Source organism: Streptomyces thermospinosisporus (assembly GCF_039526425.1).
GTDB classification, from domain to species: domain Bacteria; phylum Actinomycetota; class Actinomycetes; order Streptomycetales; family Streptomycetaceae; genus Streptomyces; species Streptomyces thermocarboxydovorans.
The window spans coordinates 22,016-39,915 of the sequence record NZ_BAAAIZ010000017.1 but is presented as its reverse complement, the minus strand read 5'-3'; the positions used below and the strand labels follow the sequence as shown (position 1 = coordinate 39,915).

Genomic DNA, 17,900 nt, shown 5'->3' with positions numbered 1-17,900 from the left:
TGTTCAAAACATGGGTCTACAGTCTCCCCTGTCAGCGTTTTGAACGCGTTCAAGAAAGGCTTGGGGGCCATCATGGACCGCACGGTCATCGCCTATGTCATCTATCTGCTGGTCAGCATCGCGTTGACCGTGTGGGTGGCGCGCACGCTCAGCCGGAACGGGCGGGTCTTCCTCGCCGATGTCCTGAAGGGCAACGAGAAGCTCGCCGAGGCCGTCAACCACCTGCTGGTGGTCGGCTTCTACCTGGTCAACCTCGGTTTCGTCGCGCTGTATCTGAACGACAGCGGCTCCATCGAGGACACCCGCGGCATCTTCGAGGCGCTGTCGGCCAAGCTCGGCGTGGTGCTGCTGGTGCTCGGCGTGATGCACCTGGGCAATGTGTATGTGCTCAACCGGATCCGGCGGCGCGGGGTGATGGAGCGGGAGCAGGTGCCGCCCGTGCCGGCGCAGGACTGGGTCGCGCCCTCGGCCGGGGCGTGAGCGCCATGACGGCCATCACCGGGAACCGGGGCGCCACGGGCGTCCCGGTCCGCCGGCTCACCGTGCTGTACGACGCCGGCTGCTCGCTGTGCCGGTTCGTGCGCGACTGGCTGGCCCGGCAGCGGCAGCTGGTGCCGCTGGAGTTCGTCCCGGCCGGGTCGGAGGAGGCGCGCCGGCGGTTCCCCGGCCTCGATCACCGGGGCACGCTGGAGGAGATCACCGTGGTCGGCGACGCCGGGCAGGTCTACCGGGGCGCCGCCGCCTGGGTGGTGACGCTGTGGGCCCTGCGCGAGCACCGCCCGCTGGCACACCGGCTGAGCACCCCGGCCGGGGCCCGGCTCGCCAAGGGAGCCGTGCTGGCCGCCGCCAAGTGGCGCGGCACGCAGTGGGGCGGCGGGGCGTACCGGCGCGGCGACGGCTGGACGTACGCCCCGCGCCACGGCTGGTACTACACGCCTCCCGGGTGCGCGGACAGCGCCTGCTCCGGCCTGCCGGCCCCGCGCTGACGGGCTCCCGCAGGGCCCCGTCCCCCTGGCGTTAGGCTCCCTACCGTGTCCGCGAAGAACGACGGCGCCGGCGACGGCGGCGCACCCAGCAAGTCCGAGCAGACCCGTGCCCTGATCCTGGAGACGGCCATGCGGCTGTTCCAGGAGCGCGGCTACGACAAGACCACGATGCGGGCCATCGCCAAGGAGGCCGGGGTCTCCGTCGGCAACGCGTACTACTACTTCGACGGCAAGGAGCACCTGATCCAGGGCTTCTACGACCGGATCGCCGCCGAGCACCAGGTGGCGGTCCGGGAGGTGCTCGCCCGGGAGACCGACCTGGAGGCACGGCTCGCCGGTGTGCTGAAGGCGTGGCTGGACATCGCCACGCCGTACCACGAGTTCGCGGTGCAGTTCTTCAAGAACGCCGCCGACCCGGACAGCCCGCTCAGCCCGTTCTCGCCGGAGTCGGAGCACGCCCGCAGCGAGGCGATCAGCGTGCACCGGGCGGTGCTGGCCGGGACGAAGACCAAGGTGCCGGAGGAGCTGCGGGACATCCTCCCCGAGCTGATGTGGCTGGCCCAGATGGGGCTCTGCCTGTACTGGATCTTCGACCGCACCGAGGGCCGGGAGCGCAGCTACCGGCTCGCCGAGCGCGGCGCCCGGCTCACCGCCCGCGGTGTGGCGCTGGCCCGCTTCCGGGTGCTGCGCCCCCTGGTGCGGGACGTGCACGAGCTGTTCACGGAGTTCCTGCCCGGCATGACCAAGGCCCTGCCCGACCCGGCGGCGCGACGGGCGTCCGCCGGCCGGGACGTCTGATACCGGCGAACGCCCGCAAGGGGGCGGTCAGTTGACGGGGTCCATGTCGCCGACCGCCAACCGCCGGCTCCACGTCCGCCGCGGCCAGACCGACGCCCGCCATGGCGTGCTGTTCCGGGCCCGGCCGGGCTGTTCCGGGCCCGGCCGGGCTGTTCCGGGGCCCCGGGGCGCGTCAGCCGGCGGGCGCGGTCACCAGGTCGGCGACCCGGGCGGTGCGGGCGCCGAGGGCGGTGAGACGGTCGAGGGCCTCGCGGTACCGGGCCTCGTCCACGCTCGCGGTGGCGTCCTCGGCGACCGTCACGCGATAGCCGAGGCGCAGTGCGCCGGCAGCGGTGGCCGCGACTCCGTGTGCGGTGGACAGTCCGGCCAGCACCAGGTCGGTGACGTTCTCGCCGCGCAGCACGGCGTGCAGCTCGGTGCTTTCGAAGGCGTCGAGGCCGTGCTTGGTGACCAGGTGGTCGCCGGTGCGCGGCTCGCAGCCCGGGACGAGCCGGTTGCGCGGGGCGGTGACGCCGCCGTCCGCGCCGTCGGCGCTCACGTGCCGGACCAGGACGACGACCGAGGAGCCGTCGCCGGTGAAGTGCTCGCGCAGCCGTCCGCAGGCCTCGACGACGGCGGGACCGTCGACCGGCTCCCAGGGCATGTCCACGATCCACCGCTGGAGATCGATCAGCACAAGTGCCGTGCGCGTCCCTGCCATTGGTTCCCCCCGGGGTGTCAGGCCTGGCGGGAGGCCAGTTCGACGACCGTGATGTCGGAGGGGGCGCCCACGCGGGTGGGCGGCCCCCAGGCGCCGGCGCCGCGGGTGACGTACAGCTGGGTGTCGCCGTAGCGCTCCAGGCCCGCCAGGGTGGGGTTGGCGGTGGAGGCGACGAGGTTGCCTGGCCACAACTGGCCGCCGTGGGTGTGGCCGGACAGCTGGAGGTCGACGCCGTGGTCGACGGCCTCGTGGATCTGCACCGGCTGGTGGGCGAGCAGCACGCAGGCGCGCTCAGGGTCCCGGTCGCCGAGGGCGCGTGCGAAGTCGGGTCCCTGGCCCTCGTCCTCGCCGGCCACGTCGTTGACGCCCGCGAGATCGAAGTGCGGCAGCTCCGTGCGGGCGTTCTCCAGCGGGCGCAGGCCGAGCCGGCGGACCTCCTCGACCCACTGCTCGGCGCCGGAGAAGTACTCGTGGTTGCCGGTGACGAAGAAGGCGCCGTGCCGTGCCCTCAGCTGGGCGAGGGGGGCGGCGGCCGGTCCGAGGTCCTTCACACTCCCGTCCACCAGGTCCCCGACGACCGCGATCAGATCGGGCTGGGTGGCGTTGATGGTGTCGACGACCTTCTGCGCGAAGCCGCGCCCGAGCACCGGCCCCAGGTGGATGTCGCTGACCACCGCGATCCGGTAGCCGTGGGCCGCGCGGGGCAGTTTGGCGAGCGGCACGGTGACCCGCTTCACCTTCGGGCCGCGCAGCACGCCGTACGTGCCGTGGCCGACGGTGGCCACGGCGGCGGCAGCGGCGGCCCCGCCGACGACCCGGGAGACGAAGAGCCGGCGGGACGGGCCGGCCGGGTCGGTCGGGCCGGTGGGGTCGGTCGGGGTGCCGCCGGAGTTCGCGGTGCCCTCTTCGGTGGAGTCGCCGGGGCCGGCGGAGGTGTCGGAGTCTGCGGGCTCGCCCGCCGGGGCCGGGGCCGTGCCTGCCGGTATCGAGGCGGGCTCCGGCGCGGGTGCCGTTGCCGCCGCCCGCCGGCGCGCCCGGCGCTCCAGCACCCCGCGCAGCACGGGTCGTACGAGTTCACCCGCCAGGACGCCGAGGAGCAGGTACAGGGAGAGGGCCAGCCACAGGAAGCCGGGCCAGGCCAGGGTCTGCTGGAGCCAGAACGGGGCCCCGGCACGCTCGGCGACCAGCGCGCCGATGGTCAGGGCCCAGCCGCCGACGATCGCCGCCGCGCCCGCCCGGCGCACCGCGCCCGGACCCCGGGTGGTGTCCCGGAACAGGCGGCGCCACACGTACCAGTTGCCCGTCACCAGGACGGCGAGCACGAGCAGCGCGATGAGGACGAATACGACGGCCACGGCGTCCAGTTCCCCTGTTTCCGGTCAGGACGTCCGTGACGTCCGGCTCAGTGCGCGCAGTCCACGCAACCCGATGACCCCGATGACCGTCCCCAATACGAAGGAGACGACGGCCAGCAGCAGGTGCACCCAGAAGTACGCCGTGGGCTCGCCGCCGTCGAAGGCCAGACCGCTGCTGTCCTTGACCAGGTTCTTGACGAAAGTGATCCAGATGACCCAGCTCCACACCCCGAAGGCGAGCAGGAACCAGGACACGGGGCGGCTGAGTTTCACCAGAGAAGACCTTTCGTCACAGCGCCGGGCACCCTCGGTCGCCCGGGGGTCCGGAGGGTGTCCCCCGGATGTGCACAGCAGGGGTCCAGTATCACCGGGGCGGGCGGGGCTCCTCTCGCCGGGTGGGGCCCGGGTGGGGACACGGGCGGGGGCGGCAGGTACGTTTCCGGTCGTGCCCGCACCCAAGACAACCCTGCGGCGATCGCTGCTGGTCGCCTCCGCCGTCCTCGTGTCCGCCGCGCTGACCGCGCCCGCCGCCGTGGCGAAGCCGAGCCCCGGCACCAGCCCGTCGGCGAAGCCCCCGGCGAAGATGTCGGCCGTCGGCGGTCCCCGGCTCGCCAAGCCCGGCACCCAGGTCGATCTGGCCCCGGGTGTGCCGGTGCTGCCGAAGGGGATATCCGCGCGGTCCTGGATCGTCGCCGACGCCGAGTCGGGCGAGGTGCTCGCCGCGCACAACGCGCACTGGCGGCTGGCCCCGGCGAGCACCCTGAAGATGCTGTTCGCGGACACCCTGCTGCCCAAGTGGCCGAAGACCACCAAGCACAAGGTGAAGCTCTCCGACCTGGCCGGGGTCGGCCCCGGTTCCAGCATGGTCGGCATCAAGGAGGACGAGACCTACACCGTCCACGACCTGTGGCTGGGCGTGTTCCTGCGCTCCGGCAACGACGCCGTGCATGTGCTGTCCGCCATGAACGGCGGCGTGGAGCCGACGGTCGCCGAGATGAACAAGCACGCCGAGGAGCTGCAGGCCCTCGACACGCATGTGGTCAGCCCGGACGGCTACGACGCGCCCAAGCAGGTGTCCTCCGCGTACGACCTGACCCTGATCGCCCGCTCCGGGATGCAGAAGAAGGACTTCCGCGAGTACGCCTCCACGGTCCGCGCGAAGTTCCCGGGTGAGACGAAGAAGAACAAGAAGGGCAAGAAGGTCCGGGAGTCCTTCGAGATCCAGAACACCAACCGGCTGCTGACCGGCGACGCGGACGTGCCGGTCTACAAGGGCATCGCCGGCGTGAAGAACGGCAACACCACCAACGCGGGCGCCACCTTCACCGGGGTCGCCGAGCGCGACGGCAGGGTGCTGCTGGTCACCGTGATGAACCCGGAGAAGAACGTGCACAACGAGGTCTACAAGGAGACCGCGAAGCTGTTCGACTGGGGGTTCAAGGCGGCCGGGAAGGTCGAGCCGGTGGGTGAACTGGTGCCGCCGAAGGGCGCCCAGGCCGCCGGGCCGGGCTCCAGCGCCTCCCCCGGTCAGGCGGGCGGCTCCTCGCAGGGTGCGGGCGGCGGCGAGAAGCCGGTGGCGAGCGCCCCGGCGGGCGGCTCCAGCGGGATCGGCGTGGCGCTGTCCATCACCGGCGGCGTGCTGGCGCTGCTGGCGGGGGCGGCGTTCCTGGTCAACCGTCGCTGGCCGCTGCCCGATCTGGTGCGCCGCCGCCCTCGCGACTGACCGGGCCGTCCTTGCGCGTGCCGGTGCCCTCCTGGCGTGGGGCCGGGCCGTCCTCGCGCGTGCCGGTGCCCTCCCGGTGAGGGGCCGGGCCGTCCTCGTCCGCCGCGGCGGCCCCGGCCTCCTTGCTCGGGGTCGCCGTCCAGGCGGCGCAGAACAGCACCAGCTTCGAGGTGAAGTTGATCCACAGCAGCAGGGCCACCGGGACGCCGAACGCGCCGTACATGCTCTTCGCGGCCACGCCCTGCAGATAGCCGCTGAGCAGCAGCTTCAGCAGCTCGAAGCCGATTGCTCCGACCAGCGCCGCCACCACCAGGCGGCGCCGGGCCGGCTCCACGCCGGGCAGCAGGGTCAGCACATAGAGCAGGAGCAGGAAGTCGGCGCCGACGGCGACGGCGACGGCGGCGATCCGCAGCAGCGCACCGCCCCAGCCGCCCTCCTCCAGGCCGATGGCGTCGCTGATCCGGCCGACCAGCGCGGTGGCGACGGTGGAGGCCGCCAGGGTGATCAGCAGCGCGCCGCCGAGCCCCAGCAGGACGCCCAGGTCCTTGGCCTTGCGCAGGACGGGGTTCTCCTCCTCGTCTGGCAGTTCCCACACCGCCCGCAGGCACTCCCGGGTGGATCCGGCCCAGCTGACGCCGGTGAACAGCAGCAGCACACCGGCGATCAGACCGACCGTGCCGGCGTTCTCCACCAGGCCGTCGATGTTCAGCCGGTCGGCGATGCCGGGGATCTGGTCGGCGAGCTGGTCCTGGAGGGTGTCCTGCTGCTTCTGGCTGAGCGTGGCGGCGGCGATCGCGGCGGCCACGGTGAGCAGCGGGAAGAGCGCCACGAAGCTGGTGAAGGTCATCGCGGCGGCCAGCCGCGTCCAGTGCACGCGGTCCAGCCGCTCGTACGTCCGCCACGCGTGGGTGAGCATCAGCCGGGCGAACCACGGCCCGACGACCGGAAGCCTCTTCAGCCAGTCCATGATCCGTCCCTGCCCGTGCGGTGGAGGTGCGATGTTCTCGATGACCAACCCATGTTGTGATGCCCCGTCAGCGCAGGAAGGCGGCCCCGGTCCGGGCGTGCCGGCCGCATCGGCCTTCCCGCCGCATCGGCCGGCCGGCTACCAGTCGGCCACCGCCGCGGCGTACATCCCCGCCCACACCGCGCCGATCAGGGCGAGCGCCGGGTCGCGCAGCACCACGTCCTCCGGCTCGCCGGCGGTGCCCCGGTCGGCGAAGACCGCGTAGCGCAGCACCGCGAGGACGAAGGCCACCACGGACAGCTGGCGCCAGGGCAGTCCGCCGGCGTGCGGCGCCCCGCCCGCCCCGCCCGCCCCGCCCTCTTCGAAAGCCCACAGGCAGTAGCCGAGCACGGCGACCCCGGCGGCCAGCTGCCAGACGAAGCGCAGGTAGCCGGTGGAGTACTCGGTGAGCAGCGCGCGGGTGGCACCGGCCCTGCCGCCCATCTGCACGGCCTCGGAGTAGCGCTTGGCGGCCACCATGAACAACGCGCCGAAGCCGGAGGTGATCAGGAACCAGCGCGACAGCGGGATGCCGAGGGCGAGCCCGCCGCTCACCGCCCGCATCAGGAACCCGGTGGTGACCACGACCAGGTCCACGACCAGGACGTGCTTGAGGCTGAGGCAGTACGCCAGATGCATGCCGAGGTACGCGATCAGCAGCACGGCCACCTGCGGGGTGCTCAGCCAGGCGGCGGTGAGCGGGGCGAGTACGGCGAGGGCGGCACCGGTGGCGCAGGCGACGGGGGCGGGCACCTGGCCGGCGGCGACCGGGCGGTGGCGTTTGACGGGGTGGGCGCGGTCCGCCTCGGCGTCGCGGGCGTCGTTGAGCAGGTAGACGGCGGCGGACGCGGCCGTGAACAGGGCGAAGACCAGGGCGAGTTCGGTCAGCGCATGCCGGGTGACGAGCCGGCCGGCGGCGGCCGGGGCGGCGATCACCAGGACATTCTTGACCCACTGCTTGGGGCGTGCGGTGATCAGCAGCCCGGTGAGCAGCTCGCGGGAGCCTCGCGGCGGGGGCTGCTCGCGCCGGCCGCCCCGGCGCAGGACCACGGTGTCAGTCACGGGTGCCCTCCCTGATCCAGCGCAGGCCCAGCCCTGCGGTGAGCGCGCCGAGGGCGGCGCCCGCGGCCACGTCGGAGGGGTAGTGGACGCCGGCCACCACCCGGGACAGGCAGACGGCAGCGGCGAGCGGCACCGCCGCGGGCGCGCCCAGCGCCGCGAAGGCGAGGGCGGCGGCGGCCGAGGAGGCGGCGTGCGAGCTGGGGAAGGAGTGCCGGCACCGGGTGCCGACGAGCGGTTCGACGTGCGCGGGGCGCGGGCGGCGTACGACCCGTTTGAGACCGGAGCTGGCGGCGTGGGCGCCCGCCGTGAGCGCGGTGCCGCGCAGCCAGGCGCGGCGCCTTGGGCGGTCCGCGGCGGCCGCCGTGAAACCTGCCGCGAACCAGAGCGCTCCGTGCTCCCCCGCCCGGGAGAGGGCGCGTGCGGCACCGGCCACGCGCGGGTTCGCGCCGCACGCCCGCAGGGCGGTGACGATCCGGTGGTCGAGGGCGCGGGGGCCGAGCGGGAGCCTCGGGTCGTGGTGGTCGTCCATGTGGACTCACTGTCCACACCGCTCCTGCCCCGGAACCGTCCCTCTTGAACGACATCCCATTAATCACCCATTTCGACGAGGCGACTGACGTTTCACGAACAATCGCTCAAACAAGGGCGATACGGTCACCGCCATGCTCGCCGAGACCGTTTCCGTCACGGGGTGGGGCCGTACCGCTCCCACCGCCGCCCGGCTGATCCGCCCGCGGACGTACGAGGAGGCCGCGGCGGCCGTGCGGAGCTGCGGGGCCCGCGGGGGCATCGCCCGGGGCCTGGGGCGGGCGTACGGGGATGCGGCGCAGAACGCGGGCGGTGCCGTGCTGGACATGACCGGCCTGGACCGGATCCACGCCATCGACGCCGCCGGCGGCACCGTGCTGTGCGACGCGGGCGTGTCGCTGCACCGGCTGATGGAGGTGCTGCTGCCGCTCGGCTGGTTCGTGCCGGTGACGCCGGGGACCCGCCAGGTGACCGTCGGCGGTGCGATCGGCGCCGACATCCACGGCAAGAACCACCATGTCGCCGGGTCCTTCTCCCGCCATGTGCTGTCCTTCGAGCTGCTCACCGCCGACGGCACGGTCCGCACGGTCGTGCCCGGCACGCCGCTGTTCGACGCGACCACCGGCGGGATGGGCCTGACCGGCATCGTGCTGACGGCGACGCTGCGCCTGCAGCCGGTTCAGACGGCCCTGATGCGGGTCGACACCGAACGGGCGGACGACCTCGACGACCTGATGGCCCGCCTGACCCGGACGGACCACCGCTGCCGCTACTCGGTCGCCTGGATCGACCTGCTGGCCCGGGGCGCCGTCACCGGCCGCGCGGTCCTCACCCGCGGCGACCACGCCCCGCTGGACGCGCTGCCCGAGGGCGGCCGCGCCCGCCGGGCACCCCTGGCCTTCCGCACCTCCCGCCTGCCGGCCGCCCCCGCCTTCCTGCCCGACGGGCTGCTCAGCCGCACCACCGTGGGCCTGTTCAACGAGCTCTGGTACCGCAGGGCGCCCCGCACCCGCACCACCCGGCTCCAGCACCTGACCGCGTTCTTCCACCCCCTGGACGGGGTGCCGCACTGGAACCGGGTCTACGGCCGCGGCGGCTTCGTGCAGTACCAGTTCGTGGTGGGCGAGGGCCGGGAGGAGACGCTGCGCCGGATCGTGCGGCGGCTGTCGGACCGCCGCTGCCCGTCCTTCCTGGCCGTCCTCAAACGCTTCGGCCCCGCCGATCCCGGCTGGCTGTCCTTCCCCGCGCCCGGCTGGACCCTGGCCGTGGACATCCCGGCGTCGCTGCCGGGCCTGGGCCCCTTCCTGGACGAGCTGGACGAGGAGGTGGCCGCCGCCGGAGGCCGTGTCTACCTCGCCAAGGACGCCCGGCTGCGCCCCGACCTGCTCGCGGCCATGTATCCGCGGCTCGACGACTTCCGCGCCCTGCGCGCGGAGCTGGACCCGCGCGGGGTGTTCATGTCCGACCTGGCCCGCCGCCTCGACCTGTAGAACCGCGACCCTGGAGCTGCTCGTGAAGGACGCCTTCGGCCTCCCCCAGTCCCTGCTCGTCCTCGGCGGTACCTCGGAGATCGCCCTGGCCACCGCCCGCCGTCTGATCGCCCGCCGCACCCGCACGGTCTGGCTGGCGGGCCGCCCCTCCCCCGCGCTCGACCAGGCCGCCGGGCATCTGCGCGGTCTGGGCGCGCAGGTGCACACGGTCCCCTTCGACGCGCTGGACCCCGCCTCGCACGAGGAGACGCTGGGCAAGGTCTTCGCGGAGGGCGACATCGACATGGTGCTGCTGGCCTTCGGCACCCTCGGAGACCAGGCCACCGACGAACGCGACCCGCAGGCCGCGGTGCGGGTGGCGCAGACCAACTACACGGGGGCGGTCTCGGCGGGCCTGGTGTGCGCCGCCGCCCTGCAGAACCAGGGCCACGGCTCGCTGGTGGTGCTCTCCTCCGTCGCCGCCGAACGCGCCCGCCGCGCCAACTTCATCTACGGCTCCAGCAAGGCCGGCCTGGACACCTTCACCCAGGGGCTCGGCGACGCCCTGTACGGCACGGGGGTCCATGTGATGGTCGTACGCCCCGGCTTCGTCCGTACCCGGATGACCGCGCGGCTGCCGGAGGCTCCGCTGGCGACCACCCCGGAGGCGGTCGCCACGGCCATCGAGCTGGGCCTGCGCCGCCGCTCGGAGACCGTGTGGGTGCCCGGCGCGCTGCGCGTGGTGATGACGGTGCTGCGGCATCTGCCGCGGGGGGTGTTCCGGCTGCTGCCGGTGTAGCGCGGGCGGCGCGGGCGGTGACGGCGTGGGCGGTGGGGGTGAACGTCAGCGCACGGCGGTGAAGGTCAGCGCAGGGCGGTGAACGTCAGCGCGCGGCGGTGAACGTCAGCGCGCGGAGACCGAGCCGCGGTCGGCGGGGCCGCCCTGCGGCGGGATGACCGACGACCCGAAGGTGAACTCGCGCAGCTTCCGCCACACCCCGTCCGCGCCCTGCTCGTAGAGCGCGAAGCCGGTGCAGGGCCACTCGGCCTCGTAGTCGGCGAGCTCCTCGAAGGCGCGGTCCATCGCCGCCTCCTCGATGCCGTGCGCCACCGTGACATGCGGGTGGTACGGGAACGGCAGCTCGCGCGCGACGGGGCCGGAGGCGTCCCGGACCTGCTTCTGCAGCCAGGTGCACGCCTCGGCGCCCTCGACGACCTGCACGAACACGACGGGCGACAGGGGGCGGAAGGTGCCGGTGCCGCGCAGCCGCATGGGGAACGGGCGGCCGCTGGCGGCGACCTCGCGCAGATGCGCCTCGACGGCGGGCAGGTCGTCGGTCTCCACTCCCGTCGGCGGGAGCAGGGTGACATGCGTGGGGATGCCGTGAGCCGCGGCGTCGCCGAAGCCCGCGCGCAGCTGCTGGAGCTGGCTGCCGTGAGGCTCCGGGACCGCGATCGACACACCGATCGTTACGGTCCCCACGTCGTCTCCTGTCGTTTTGTCGGACACCCGGTTATCGACTGTACGGCCACGCCGGCCGCGCGGGCAGGCGCAGCCGACGTGATATGCGGCTCGTGAGCGCCCGCTCAGTGCTTGGCGGGCAGGAATCCCACCCGGTCGTACGCCTGGGCGAGGGTCTCCGCGGCGACGGCACGTGCCTTCTCCGCGCCCTTGGCCAGGATCGAGTCGAGCGTCTCGGGGTCGTCGAGGTACTGCTGGGTGCGCTCCTTGAACGGGGTCACGAACTCGACCATGACCTCGGCGAGGTCCGTCTTCAGCGCACCGTAGCCCTTGCCCGCGTACTTCTCCTCCAGTTCGGCGATACCCGTACCCGTGAGGGTCGAATAGATGGTGAGGAGATTGCTCACACCGGGCTTGTTCTCGGTGTCGTAGCGGATCACCGTGTCGGTGTCGGTGACCGCGCTCTTGATCTTCTTCGCGGTGGTCTTCGGCTCGTCGAGCAGGTTGATGAGGCCCTTCGGCGTGGACGCCGACTTGCTCATCTTGATCGTCGGGTCCTGAAGGTCGTAGATCTTCGCCGTCTCCTTGAGGATGTACGGCTTCGGGACGGTGAAGGTCTGGCCGAACCGCCCGTTGAAACGCTCGGCGAGGTCACGGGTCAGCTCGATGTGCTGGCGCTGGTCCTCGCCGACCGGCACCTCGTTCGCCTGGTACAGCAGGATGTCGGCGACCTGCAGGATCGGGTAGGTGAACAGGCCGACGCTGGCCCGGTCGGCGCCCTGCTTGGCGGACTTGTCCTTGAACTGGGTCATGCGGCTCGCCTCGCCGAAGCCGGTGAGGCAGTTCATGACCCAGGCGAGCTGGGCGTGCTCGGGGACGTGGCTCTGGACGAACAGCGTGCAGCGCTCGGGGTCGAGTCCCGCGGCCAGCAGCTGGGCGGCGGCCAGGCGGGTGTTGGCGCGCAGGTCCTCCGGGTCCTGCGGCAGGGTGATCGCGTGCAGGTCGACGACCATGTAGAACGCGTCGTGGGTCTCCTGCAGCGCCACCCACTGGCGGACGGCGCCGAGGTAGTTGCCGAGGTGGAACGAGCCTGCGGTGGGCTGGATTCCGGAGAGCACGCGAGGACGTTGCTGCATGGCGGAGCCATTCCCCTGAGGGTTGTGGGAGACGGGCGGGCGATCAGAGGCCATGCCCCCCATTCTCGCAGGTCCCGCACAGCGGTCCGGAACCGACCGGAAACAGGTCTGCTGCGAGTGGGAACCGATCCGGGTCCGGCGGTGTAACAAGAGCGTGAGGACGCGGGAGGGGGGCCGCATCGTCGATGAGGCCGCGGTGATCGCTCGCGTACGCGCCGGGGAGCCGGAGGCGTACGCGGAGCTGGTGCGCGCACACACCGGCATCGCGCTCAGGGCGGCCGCCGCGCTGGGAGCGGGGGCGGACGCGGAGGACGTGGTGCAGCAGGCGTTCGTCAAGGCGTACTGCGCGCTGGGCCGGTTCAGGGACGGCATGGCGTTCCGGCCGTGGCTGCTGTCGATCGTGGCCAACGAGACCAGGAACACGGTGCGCGCGGCGGCGCGCAGATACACGCTCGCCGACCGTGAGGCGGCGTTCGCGGCGGCCGAGCCGGTGATACCGGAGTCGGCGGATCCGGCGGTGGCGACGCTCGAGACGGAGCGGCGCGGCGCGCTGGTGGCCGCCCTGGAGAAGCTGAGCGAGGAGCACCGGCTGGTCGTCACCTACCGCTATCTGCTGGAGATGGACGAGAGGGAGACGGCCCAGGCCCTGGGCTGGGCCCGGGGCACGGTGAAGTCCCGGCTGAACCGTGCCCTGCGCAAGCTGGAGCGCCTGCTGCCGGACTTCCGTCCCCGGGAGCACGCACGGGAAGGGGGTGAGGAGCGTGAGTGAGCCGTACGACGGCGGTCCCGATCAGCGGCGGCGGGCGGAGGCGGCCCGGCTGCGGGAGGAGCTGCGGGCCCTCGGGCGGTCGCTGGACGGACCCGATCCGGCGGCCGGGGCCGAGACGATGGCCGAGCGGGTACTGGGCCGGATACTGGCCGAGAATCTGCAGGTCGCCGAGGAGCCGAGTCGTCCGGAGCGGGCGCGGGAACGCCTGCGCGCCGTGCGCCGCTGGTCCCGGCTGCACCGGCGGAGGCTGGTCGCCGCGCTGTGCGGGCTGCTGACGGTGCTCGCGCTGACACCCCCGGTGCGGGCGGCGGTGGCGGACTGGTTCGGCTTCGGCGGGGTCGAGGTGCGCCACGACCCGTCGGCGGTGCCGCCCTCGGACGCCCCTGTGCCGGGGTGCGGATCGCCCACGGTCTCGCTCGCGGAGGCACGGCGCCGGGCCGGCTTCGAGCCCATGGTGCCGAAGGGGCTGGGCTCCCCGGACGCGGTCACGGTTCACCGACTGCCCTACGGGCGATTTCTGGTGAGCCTGTGCTGGAGCGAGCGGGGGCGCACGATCCGGCTGGACGAGTTCCCGGCGCAGCTGGACTTCACCTTCGCCAAGACGGTGCGCGAGCAGCCGGTGTGGCTGTCGCTGGACGGGGACGGCCCGGACGGCGAGGACGGCGACGGTCCCTTCCGCCCCGCACTGTGGTTCGCGCGGCCGCACGCGCTGGAGTTCTGGCTGGTGGACCCGGACGGCCGGCGTTTCACCCGCGAGGAACGCACGGCGGGCCCGACCCTGCTGTGGACCCACGGGGGCGGAGCGTTCGACCCCGGCGCCGCCGGGCCGGAGACGGTGACGCTGCGGCTGGAGGGCGTGGCCGCGCAAGGGCGTGCGCTGGAGATCGCGAGGTCGGTGGAGTCGGTGGAGTCGGTGAGGCGGTGAGCCGGCCGCCGGGGGATCGGCAGGCACGGCGAAAGAAGTTGCCCTGGGAGTGGAACCTCGGCGGGGTGGGCGGTGTACCAGAAGTGACAGGCGGCTCGCGGGGCGTGCCGCACGGGGAGCGACCGGCCGAGTGGGGGTTCGGATGCGCTGGTGGAAGGACAGGGTGCGAGGGCTGGCGGCGGGCGCGGCGGCGCTGGTCGCGGCACTGGCCCTGATGGTGTGGGGAGCGGCGCCCGCCGCGGCCGGTGGGCCGACGAGCGTGCTGCTGGTCTCCCCCGAGAGTGAGCAGACGGCCGCGCTGTACTACTCCGACAAGGGGTATGCCGCGCTGGAACGCCTGCTGGGCCCGGTCGGCCGGGGCACGCGCGACAAGCCGCCGGAGGCCGATCTGGTGTCCTCGCGGCTGATCAATGTCAGCTGGATGGTGCACGACGTGGACCCCTGGCGGATCGACCGTGTCTATGTGATGGCCGAGGGCAAGGCCGTGTGGATCCACACCGCCGGGAAGCTCACGGGGGCGCCCACCGGGGCCTGGCATCGCGCCGAGCACCCGTCCGAGCTGCGGGCACTGCTGAAGAGCCTGGGCCTGATGGGCGAGAAGGCGAGCACCGGCTCCGGGTCCGCCGTCCACCCCGCGCCCTGGGAGACGGCGGCGACGCCCGCCCCGGCCGAGGAGGCCGAGGAGGCTCCGGATCAGGGCCGGGAAGAGGCGGTGGCTTCCGCCGCCCGGCCGGCGGGTGACGGCACCGGCTGGTGGTGGGCGATACCGGGAGCGGCGGCCGGAGTGGCCCTGGGCCTGGTGATGCGCCCCCGGATGGACCGGCTGCCCTCGATACGCAGGCGCCGGGAGCCGCCGGAGCCGCGGCAGGAGCTGCTGGATCTGTGAGACGCCGCCGCGCGTCGGCCCGGGCACGGGGCCGGACCGCCGCGCGGCGAGCTGCGGCTGGCGTCAGCCGAGGTCGATCTCCGGGTACAGCGGGAAGCCGGCCACCAGGTCGGTGGCGCGGCGGGAGATCTCGTCGGCGATCTTCGGGTCGAGGACGTGGGAGGCCTTGGACGGGGCGCCGGACTTGGTGGTGCCGGGCTCGGTGGCGGTGAGCACGCGGTCGATGAGTCCGGCCACCTCGTCCATCTCGGCGGTGCCCAGGCCGCGCGTGGTCAGCGCGGGGGTGCCGATGCGGATGCCGGAGGTGTACCAGGCGCCGTTGGGGTCGGCGGGGATGGCGTTGCGGTTGGTGACGATGCCCGAGTCCAGCAGGGCGGCCTCCGCCTGGCGGCCGGTGAGGCCGTAGGAGGTGGCGACGTCGATCAGGTTGAGGTGGTTGTCGGTGCCGCCGGTGACCAGGGTGGCGCCGCGGCGCATCAGGCCCTCGGCGAGGGCGCGCGAGTTGTCGACGATGCGCTGGGCGTAGTCCTGGAAGGAGGGCTGGCGGGCCTCGGCGAGGGCGACGGCCTTGGCGGCCATGACGTGCGGGAGCGGGCCGCCGAGGACCATGGGGCAGCCTCGGTCGACCTGGTCCTTGAGGGAGTCGTCGCACAGCACCATGCCGCCGCGCGGGCCGCGCAGGGACTTGTGGGTGGTGGTGGTGACGATCTGGGCGTGCGGCACCGGGTCGAAGTCGCCGGTGAGAACCTTGCCGGCGACCAGGCCCGCGAAGTGGGCCATGTCGACCATGAGCGTGGCGCCGACCTCGTCGGCGATCTCCCGCATGATCCGGAAGTTCACCAGTCGGGGGTAGGCGGAGTAGCCGGCGACGATGATCAGCGGCTTGAACTCGCGGGCCTGGGCGCGCAGCGCTTCGTAGTCGATCAGGCCGGTGGCCGGGTCGGTGCCGTAGGAGCGCTGGTCGAACATCTTGCCGGAGATGTTCGGGCGGAAGCCGTGGGTGAGGTGGCCGCCGGCGTCCAGGGACATGCCGAGCATGCGCTGGTTGCCGAAGGCCTGGCGCAGCTCGGCCCAGTCGGCCTCGGAGAGGTCGTTGATCTGGCGGACGCCGGTCTTCTCCAGGAACGGCGCCTCGACGCGGTCGGCGAGGACGGCCCAGAAGGCGACGAGGTTGGCGTCGATCCCGGAGTGCGGCTGGACGTAGGCGTGGCGAGCGCCGAAGAGTTCGCGGGCGTGCTCGGCGGCGAGCGCCTCGACGGTGTCCACGTTGCGGCAGCCGGCGTAGAAGCGGCGGCCGATGGTGCCCTCGGCGTACTTGTCGCTGAACCAGTTGCCCATCGCCAGCAGGGTGGCCGGGGAGGCGTAGTTCTCGGAGGCGATCAGCTTGAGCATCTCGCGCTGGTCGGCGACCTCCTGGCCGATGGCGTCGGCGACGCGCGGCTCCACGGCGCGGATGACGTCGAGGGCAGCGCGGTAGGCGGTGGACTCGCGGGAGAGGGGCGCGGACGTGTCGGACATCAGGACCTCCGGACGTGGGCGTTCGGCGTACACGGTTCGGCCCAGGCGCACGGCACACATTCCCGTACGGGCCGCTCCCCGATGGTCGGTCCCATCCCAGCGCGCCAGTCACGGCCCTCGGTCAGCCTACCGGGTGCACCCTGCGCTTTGAGGAGAGCGTCCGCCATGCGGGCGCGATGTCCCGGTGGGCGGCACGCGCCGGGCGGCGGGCCGGCCTGCGGGGCACGGGCGTACGGACCGGCATCGGCGCGCTCGGGCCCGAGGACCCTCATGCGGCGCGTTCGGGCTCGCGCACCGGCCGGCGGGCACGAGGGCTCGCGGGCCGAGCGGACAGGGGGCTCAGAGGATCACATGGGGCAGGAAGCGGGCGTACTCGTCGGTCACCAGGCCCGGGGACTCGCGGATGCCGAGTCCGGCGGCCTCGTTCCCCACGACCCAGGCGCCCAGCACCACATGGTTGCCGTCGAAGGCGGGGAGGGGCGCCAGTTGCTGGTAACAGCAGGGTTCGTCGCGGATCACGGGGCCGGCGCCGGGCTCGTGGACGGTGACGCCGGCGCCCTCGCGGCCGAGGAGGGGCTTGGCGACGTAGCCGGCGGTGCGGGCCAGGTCGCGCGGGCCGTCGAGGTAGGACGGGAGGAGGTTGGGGTGGCCGGGGTGGAGCTCCCAGAGAACGGCGAGCAGGGCCTTGTTGCTGAGCAGCATCTTCCAGGCCGGTTCTATCCACAGGGTGCTGCCGGTGCCGCCGCCGTTGTCGAGGGTGTCCAGGACGTGTCCGGCGAAGCGGTCGGTGGTGAGCCACTCCCAGGGGTAGAGCTTGAAGATGCTGCGGATGAAGCGCAGCCGGGTGTCCACGAAGCGCCCGGAGAGCCGGTCCCAGCCGATCTCCTCCATGGAGATCCACCGGGTCTCGAGCCCCGCCTGCTCCGCGGTCTCCTTGAGATAGGCGACCGTCATCAGGTCCTCGCCCAGCTCGTCGGCCTCGGAGTTGGCGAAGTACAGCACGCTGCCCGGCGGGAGCAGGGCGGACTGCTTCTTCCAGGCGTCGACGAGGCGTTCGTGCAGGGAGTTCCACTGGTCGGCGCCGGGGAAGCGCTCCTCCATCCAGAACCACTGCGGGGACGCCGCCTCCACCAGCGAGGTGGGCGTGTCGGCGTTGTACTCCAGGAGCTTGGCCGGCCCGGTGCCGTCGTAGCGGAGGTCGAAGCGGCCGTAGACGGAGGGGAGTTCGGCGCGCCGGTGCCAGGACTCGGCGACCGCGGCGGCCACCCGCGGGTCAGTGATGCCGAGGTCGGCGAAGCGGTCGGCGGTGACGATGTGCTCGGCGGCGGCGAGGCACATGCGGTGCAGTTCCTCGACCGTCTCCTCCAGCGCCTCCACCTCCTCGAGGCTGAAGACGTAGTAGGCGCTCTCGTCCCAGTAGGGGCGCAGGGAGCCGTCCGGGTAGCGGGTGAGCGGGTAGATCAGCCCCTGCTCCTCGACGGTCTGCTGCCAGCCGGGGCGGGGCTCGATGGTGCGGCGTTCCATGGGTGGCCTTCGGTCGGCGTCGGCGGGCAGGAGCGGCGGGCCGGCGGGGGCGG

The 17,900-nt window shown here is 73.2% G+C and carries 19 protein-coding genes and 1 riboswitch; of the genes, 9 read left to right on the top strand and 10 right to left on the bottom strand.

Going from position 1 to position 17,900, the window contains the following annotated elements; all coding sequences use genetic code 11:
- Positions 1–72: 72 nt before the first annotated feature.
- From ABD207_RS07290 to ABD207_RS07280, 3 genes are read left to right on the top strand one after another with little or no spacing between them, the layout of a single operon-like run.
- Positions 73–480, top strand: a complete 408-nt coding sequence (locus ABD207_RS07290) for a hypothetical protein (protein ID WP_344010976.1) — start codon at positions 73–75, stop codon at positions 478–480.
- A gap of 5 nt (positions 481–485) precedes the next feature.
- Positions 486–986, top strand: coding sequence for a thiol-disulfide oxidoreductase DCC family protein (locus tag ABD207_RS07285; RefSeq protein ID WP_344010973.1), 501 nt, complete (start codon positions 486–488; stop codon positions 984–986).
- Between the two features lie 45 nt (positions 987–1,031).
- On the top strand, positions 1,032–1,784 hold the full coding sequence (locus ABD207_RS07280; protein WP_344010972.1) for a TetR/AcrR family transcriptional regulator: 753 nt from the start codon (positions 1,032–1,034) through the stop codon (positions 1,782–1,784).
- Between the two features lie 172 nt (positions 1,785–1,956).
- Here ABD207_RS07280 and ABD207_RS07275 read toward each other — a convergent pair whose 3' ends face one another.
- From ABD207_RS07275 to ABD207_RS07265, 3 genes are read right to left on the bottom strand one after another with little or no spacing between them, the layout of a single operon-like run.
- Positions 1,957–2,484 carry a cysteine hydrolase family protein gene (locus ABD207_RS07275; protein WP_344010971.1) on the bottom strand — a complete coding sequence of 176 codons (528 nt, stop codon included), beginning with the start codon at positions 2,482–2,484 and terminating at the stop codon, positions 1,957–1,959.
- Between the two features lie 17 nt (positions 2,485–2,501).
- The gene (locus ABD207_RS07270) at positions 2,502–3,839 is read right to left on the bottom strand and encodes a metallophosphoesterase (RefSeq protein WP_344010970.1); all 1,338 of its coding nucleotides are present in this window, start codon (positions 3,837–3,839) and stop codon (positions 2,502–2,504) included.
- Between the two features lie 24 nt (positions 3,840–3,863).
- Positions 3,864–4,112: an SCO4848 family membrane protein gene (locus ABD207_RS07265; protein WP_344010969.1), complete on the bottom strand. Its 249-nt coding sequence runs from the start codon at positions 4,110–4,112 to the stop codon at positions 3,864–3,866.
- Positions 4,113–4,284: 172 nt separating this feature from the next.
- On the opposite strand from ABD207_RS07265, the gene ABD207_RS07260 reads away from it, so the two are divergent.
- Positions 4,285–5,562, top strand: coding sequence for a D-alanyl-D-alanine carboxypeptidase family protein (locus ABD207_RS07260; RefSeq protein WP_344010968.1), 1,278 nt, complete (start codon positions 4,285–4,287; stop codon positions 5,560–5,562).
- Here ABD207_RS07260 and ABD207_RS07255 read toward each other — a convergent pair.
- From ABD207_RS07255 to ABD207_RS07245, 3 genes are all read right to left on the bottom strand, one after another.
- Positions 5,510–6,529: a YihY/virulence factor BrkB family protein gene (locus ABD207_RS07255; RefSeq protein ID WP_344010966.1), complete on the bottom strand. Its 1,020-nt coding sequence runs from the start codon at positions 6,527–6,529 to the stop codon at positions 5,510–5,512. The genes ABD207_RS07260 and ABD207_RS07255 overlap by 53 nt on opposite strands.
- A 138-nt stretch (positions 6,530–6,667) precedes the next feature.
- Positions 6,668–7,630 (bottom strand): decaprenyl-phosphate phosphoribosyltransferase, encoded by a 963-nt coding sequence (locus tag ABD207_RS07250; protein ID WP_344010965.1) that lies wholly within the window; start codon positions 7,628–7,630, stop codon positions 6,668–6,670.
- Positions 7,623–8,159, bottom strand: coding sequence for a phosphatase PAP2 family protein (locus ABD207_RS07245; protein WP_344010963.1), 537 nt, complete (start codon positions 8,157–8,159; stop codon positions 7,623–7,625). Before ABD207_RS07245 ends, ABD207_RS07250 begins: the two co-directional genes overlap by 8 nt.
- A 133-nt stretch (positions 8,160–8,292) precedes the next feature.
- On the opposite strand from ABD207_RS07245, the gene dprE1 reads away from it, so the two are divergent.
- Positions 8,293–9,648 (top strand): decaprenylphosphoryl-beta-D-ribose oxidase, encoded by a 1,356-nt coding sequence (gene dprE1 / locus ABD207_RS07240; protein WP_344010961.1) that lies wholly within the window; start codon positions 8,293–8,295, stop codon positions 9,646–9,648.
- A 22-nt stretch (positions 9,649–9,670) separates the two neighbouring features.
- Entirely contained in the window at positions 9,671–10,426 is a 756-nt protein-coding gene (gene dprE2, locus ABD207_RS07235; protein WP_344010960.1) for a decaprenylphospho-beta-D-erythro-pentofuranosid-2-ulose 2-reductase, read from the top strand.
- 105 nt (positions 10,427–10,531) lie between these two features.
- Here dprE2 and ABD207_RS07230 read toward each other — a convergent pair whose 3' ends face one another.
- Positions 10,532–11,110, bottom strand: coding sequence for a 2'-5' RNA ligase family protein (locus ABD207_RS07230; protein WP_344010958.1), 579 nt, complete (start codon positions 11,108–11,110; stop codon positions 10,532–10,534).
- Between the two features lie 104 nt (positions 11,111–11,214).
- The gene (gene trpS / locus ABD207_RS07225; RefSeq protein WP_344010956.1) at positions 11,215–12,225 is read right to left on the bottom strand and encodes a tryptophan--tRNA ligase; all 1,011 of its coding nucleotides are present in this window, start codon (positions 12,223–12,225) and stop codon (positions 11,215–11,217) included.
- Between the two features lie 196 nt (positions 12,226–12,421).
- On the opposite strand from trpS, the gene ABD207_RS07220 reads away from it, so the two are divergent.
- From ABD207_RS07220 to ABD207_RS07210, 3 genes are all read left to right on the top strand, one after another.
- A complete protein-coding gene (locus ABD207_RS07220; RefSeq protein ID WP_344010954.1) occupies positions 12,422–12,994 on the top strand; it encodes an RNA polymerase sigma factor in 573 nt (190 codons plus the stop codon).
- Entirely contained in the window at positions 12,987–13,919 is a 933-nt protein-coding gene (locus ABD207_RS07215) for a hypothetical protein (protein ID WP_344010953.1), read from the top strand. The genes ABD207_RS07220 and ABD207_RS07215 overlap by 8 nt, the downstream gene beginning before the upstream one ends.
- 142 nt (positions 13,920–14,061) lie before the next feature.
- Positions 14,062–14,805 (top strand): hypothetical protein, encoded by a 744-nt coding sequence (locus ABD207_RS07210; RefSeq protein WP_344010951.1) that lies wholly within the window; start codon positions 14,062–14,064, stop codon positions 14,803–14,805.
- Positions 14,806–14,868: 63 nt separating this feature from the next.
- On the opposite strand, the gene ABD207_RS07205 is transcribed toward ABD207_RS07210, so the two are convergent.
- The gene (locus tag ABD207_RS07205; protein WP_344010949.1) at positions 14,869–16,323 is read right to left on the bottom strand and encodes a glycine hydroxymethyltransferase; all 1,455 of its coding nucleotides are present in this window, start codon (positions 16,321–16,323) and stop codon (positions 14,869–14,871) included.
- A 32-nt stretch (positions 16,324–16,355) separates the two neighbouring features.
- A riboswitch (ZMP/ZTP riboswitch) is annotated at positions 16,356–16,445 on the bottom strand.
- Positions 16,446–16,662: 217 nt separating this feature from the next.
- Positions 16,663–17,847, bottom strand: coding sequence for a glutathionylspermidine synthase family protein (locus ABD207_RS07200; RefSeq protein ID WP_344011167.1), 1,185 nt, complete (start codon positions 17,845–17,847; stop codon positions 16,663–16,665).
- Positions 17,848–17,900: the final 53 nt, after the last annotated feature.

Excerpts from the sequence above, each read along its gene's own strand:
- trpS (WP_344010956.1), bottom strand. The coding sequence starts at position 12,225 with ATGCAGCAACGTCCTCGCGTGCTCTCCGGAATCCAGCCCACCGCAGGC.
- ABD207_RS07200 (WP_344011167.1), bottom strand. The coding sequence starts at position 17,847 with ATGGAACGCCGCACCATCGAGCCCCGCCCCGGCTGGCAGCAGACCGTC.
- dprE1 (WP_344010961.1), top strand. The coding sequence starts at position 8,293 with ATGCTCGCCGAGACCGTTTCCGTCACGGGGTGGGGCCGTACCGCTCCC.
- ABD207_RS07255 (WP_344010966.1), bottom strand. The coding sequence starts at position 6,529 with ATGGACTGGCTGAAGAGGCTTCCGGTCGTCGGGCCGTGGTTCGCCCGG.
- ABD207_RS07210 (WP_344010951.1), top strand. The coding sequence starts at position 14,062 with ATGCGCTGGTGGAAGGACAGGGTGCGAGGGCTGGCGGCGGGCGCGGCG.
- ABD207_RS07275 (WP_344010971.1), bottom strand. The coding sequence starts at position 2,484 with ATGGCAGGGACGCGCACGGCACTTGTGCTGATCGATCTCCAGCGGTGG.
- ABD207_RS07245 (WP_344010963.1), bottom strand. The coding sequence starts at position 8,159 with ATGGACGACCACCACGACCCGAGGCTCCCGCTCGGCCCCCGCGCCCTC.
- ABD207_RS07205 (WP_344010949.1), bottom strand. The coding sequence starts at position 16,323 with ATGTCCGACACGTCCGCGCCCCTCTCCCGCGAGTCCACCGCCTACCGC.
- ABD207_RS07290 (WP_344010976.1), top strand. The coding sequence starts at position 73 with ATGGACCGCACGGTCATCGCCTATGTCATCTATCTGCTGGTCAGCATC.
- ABD207_RS07285 (WP_344010973.1), top strand. The coding sequence starts at position 486 with ATGACGGCCATCACCGGGAACCGGGGCGCCACGGGCGTCCCGGTCCGC.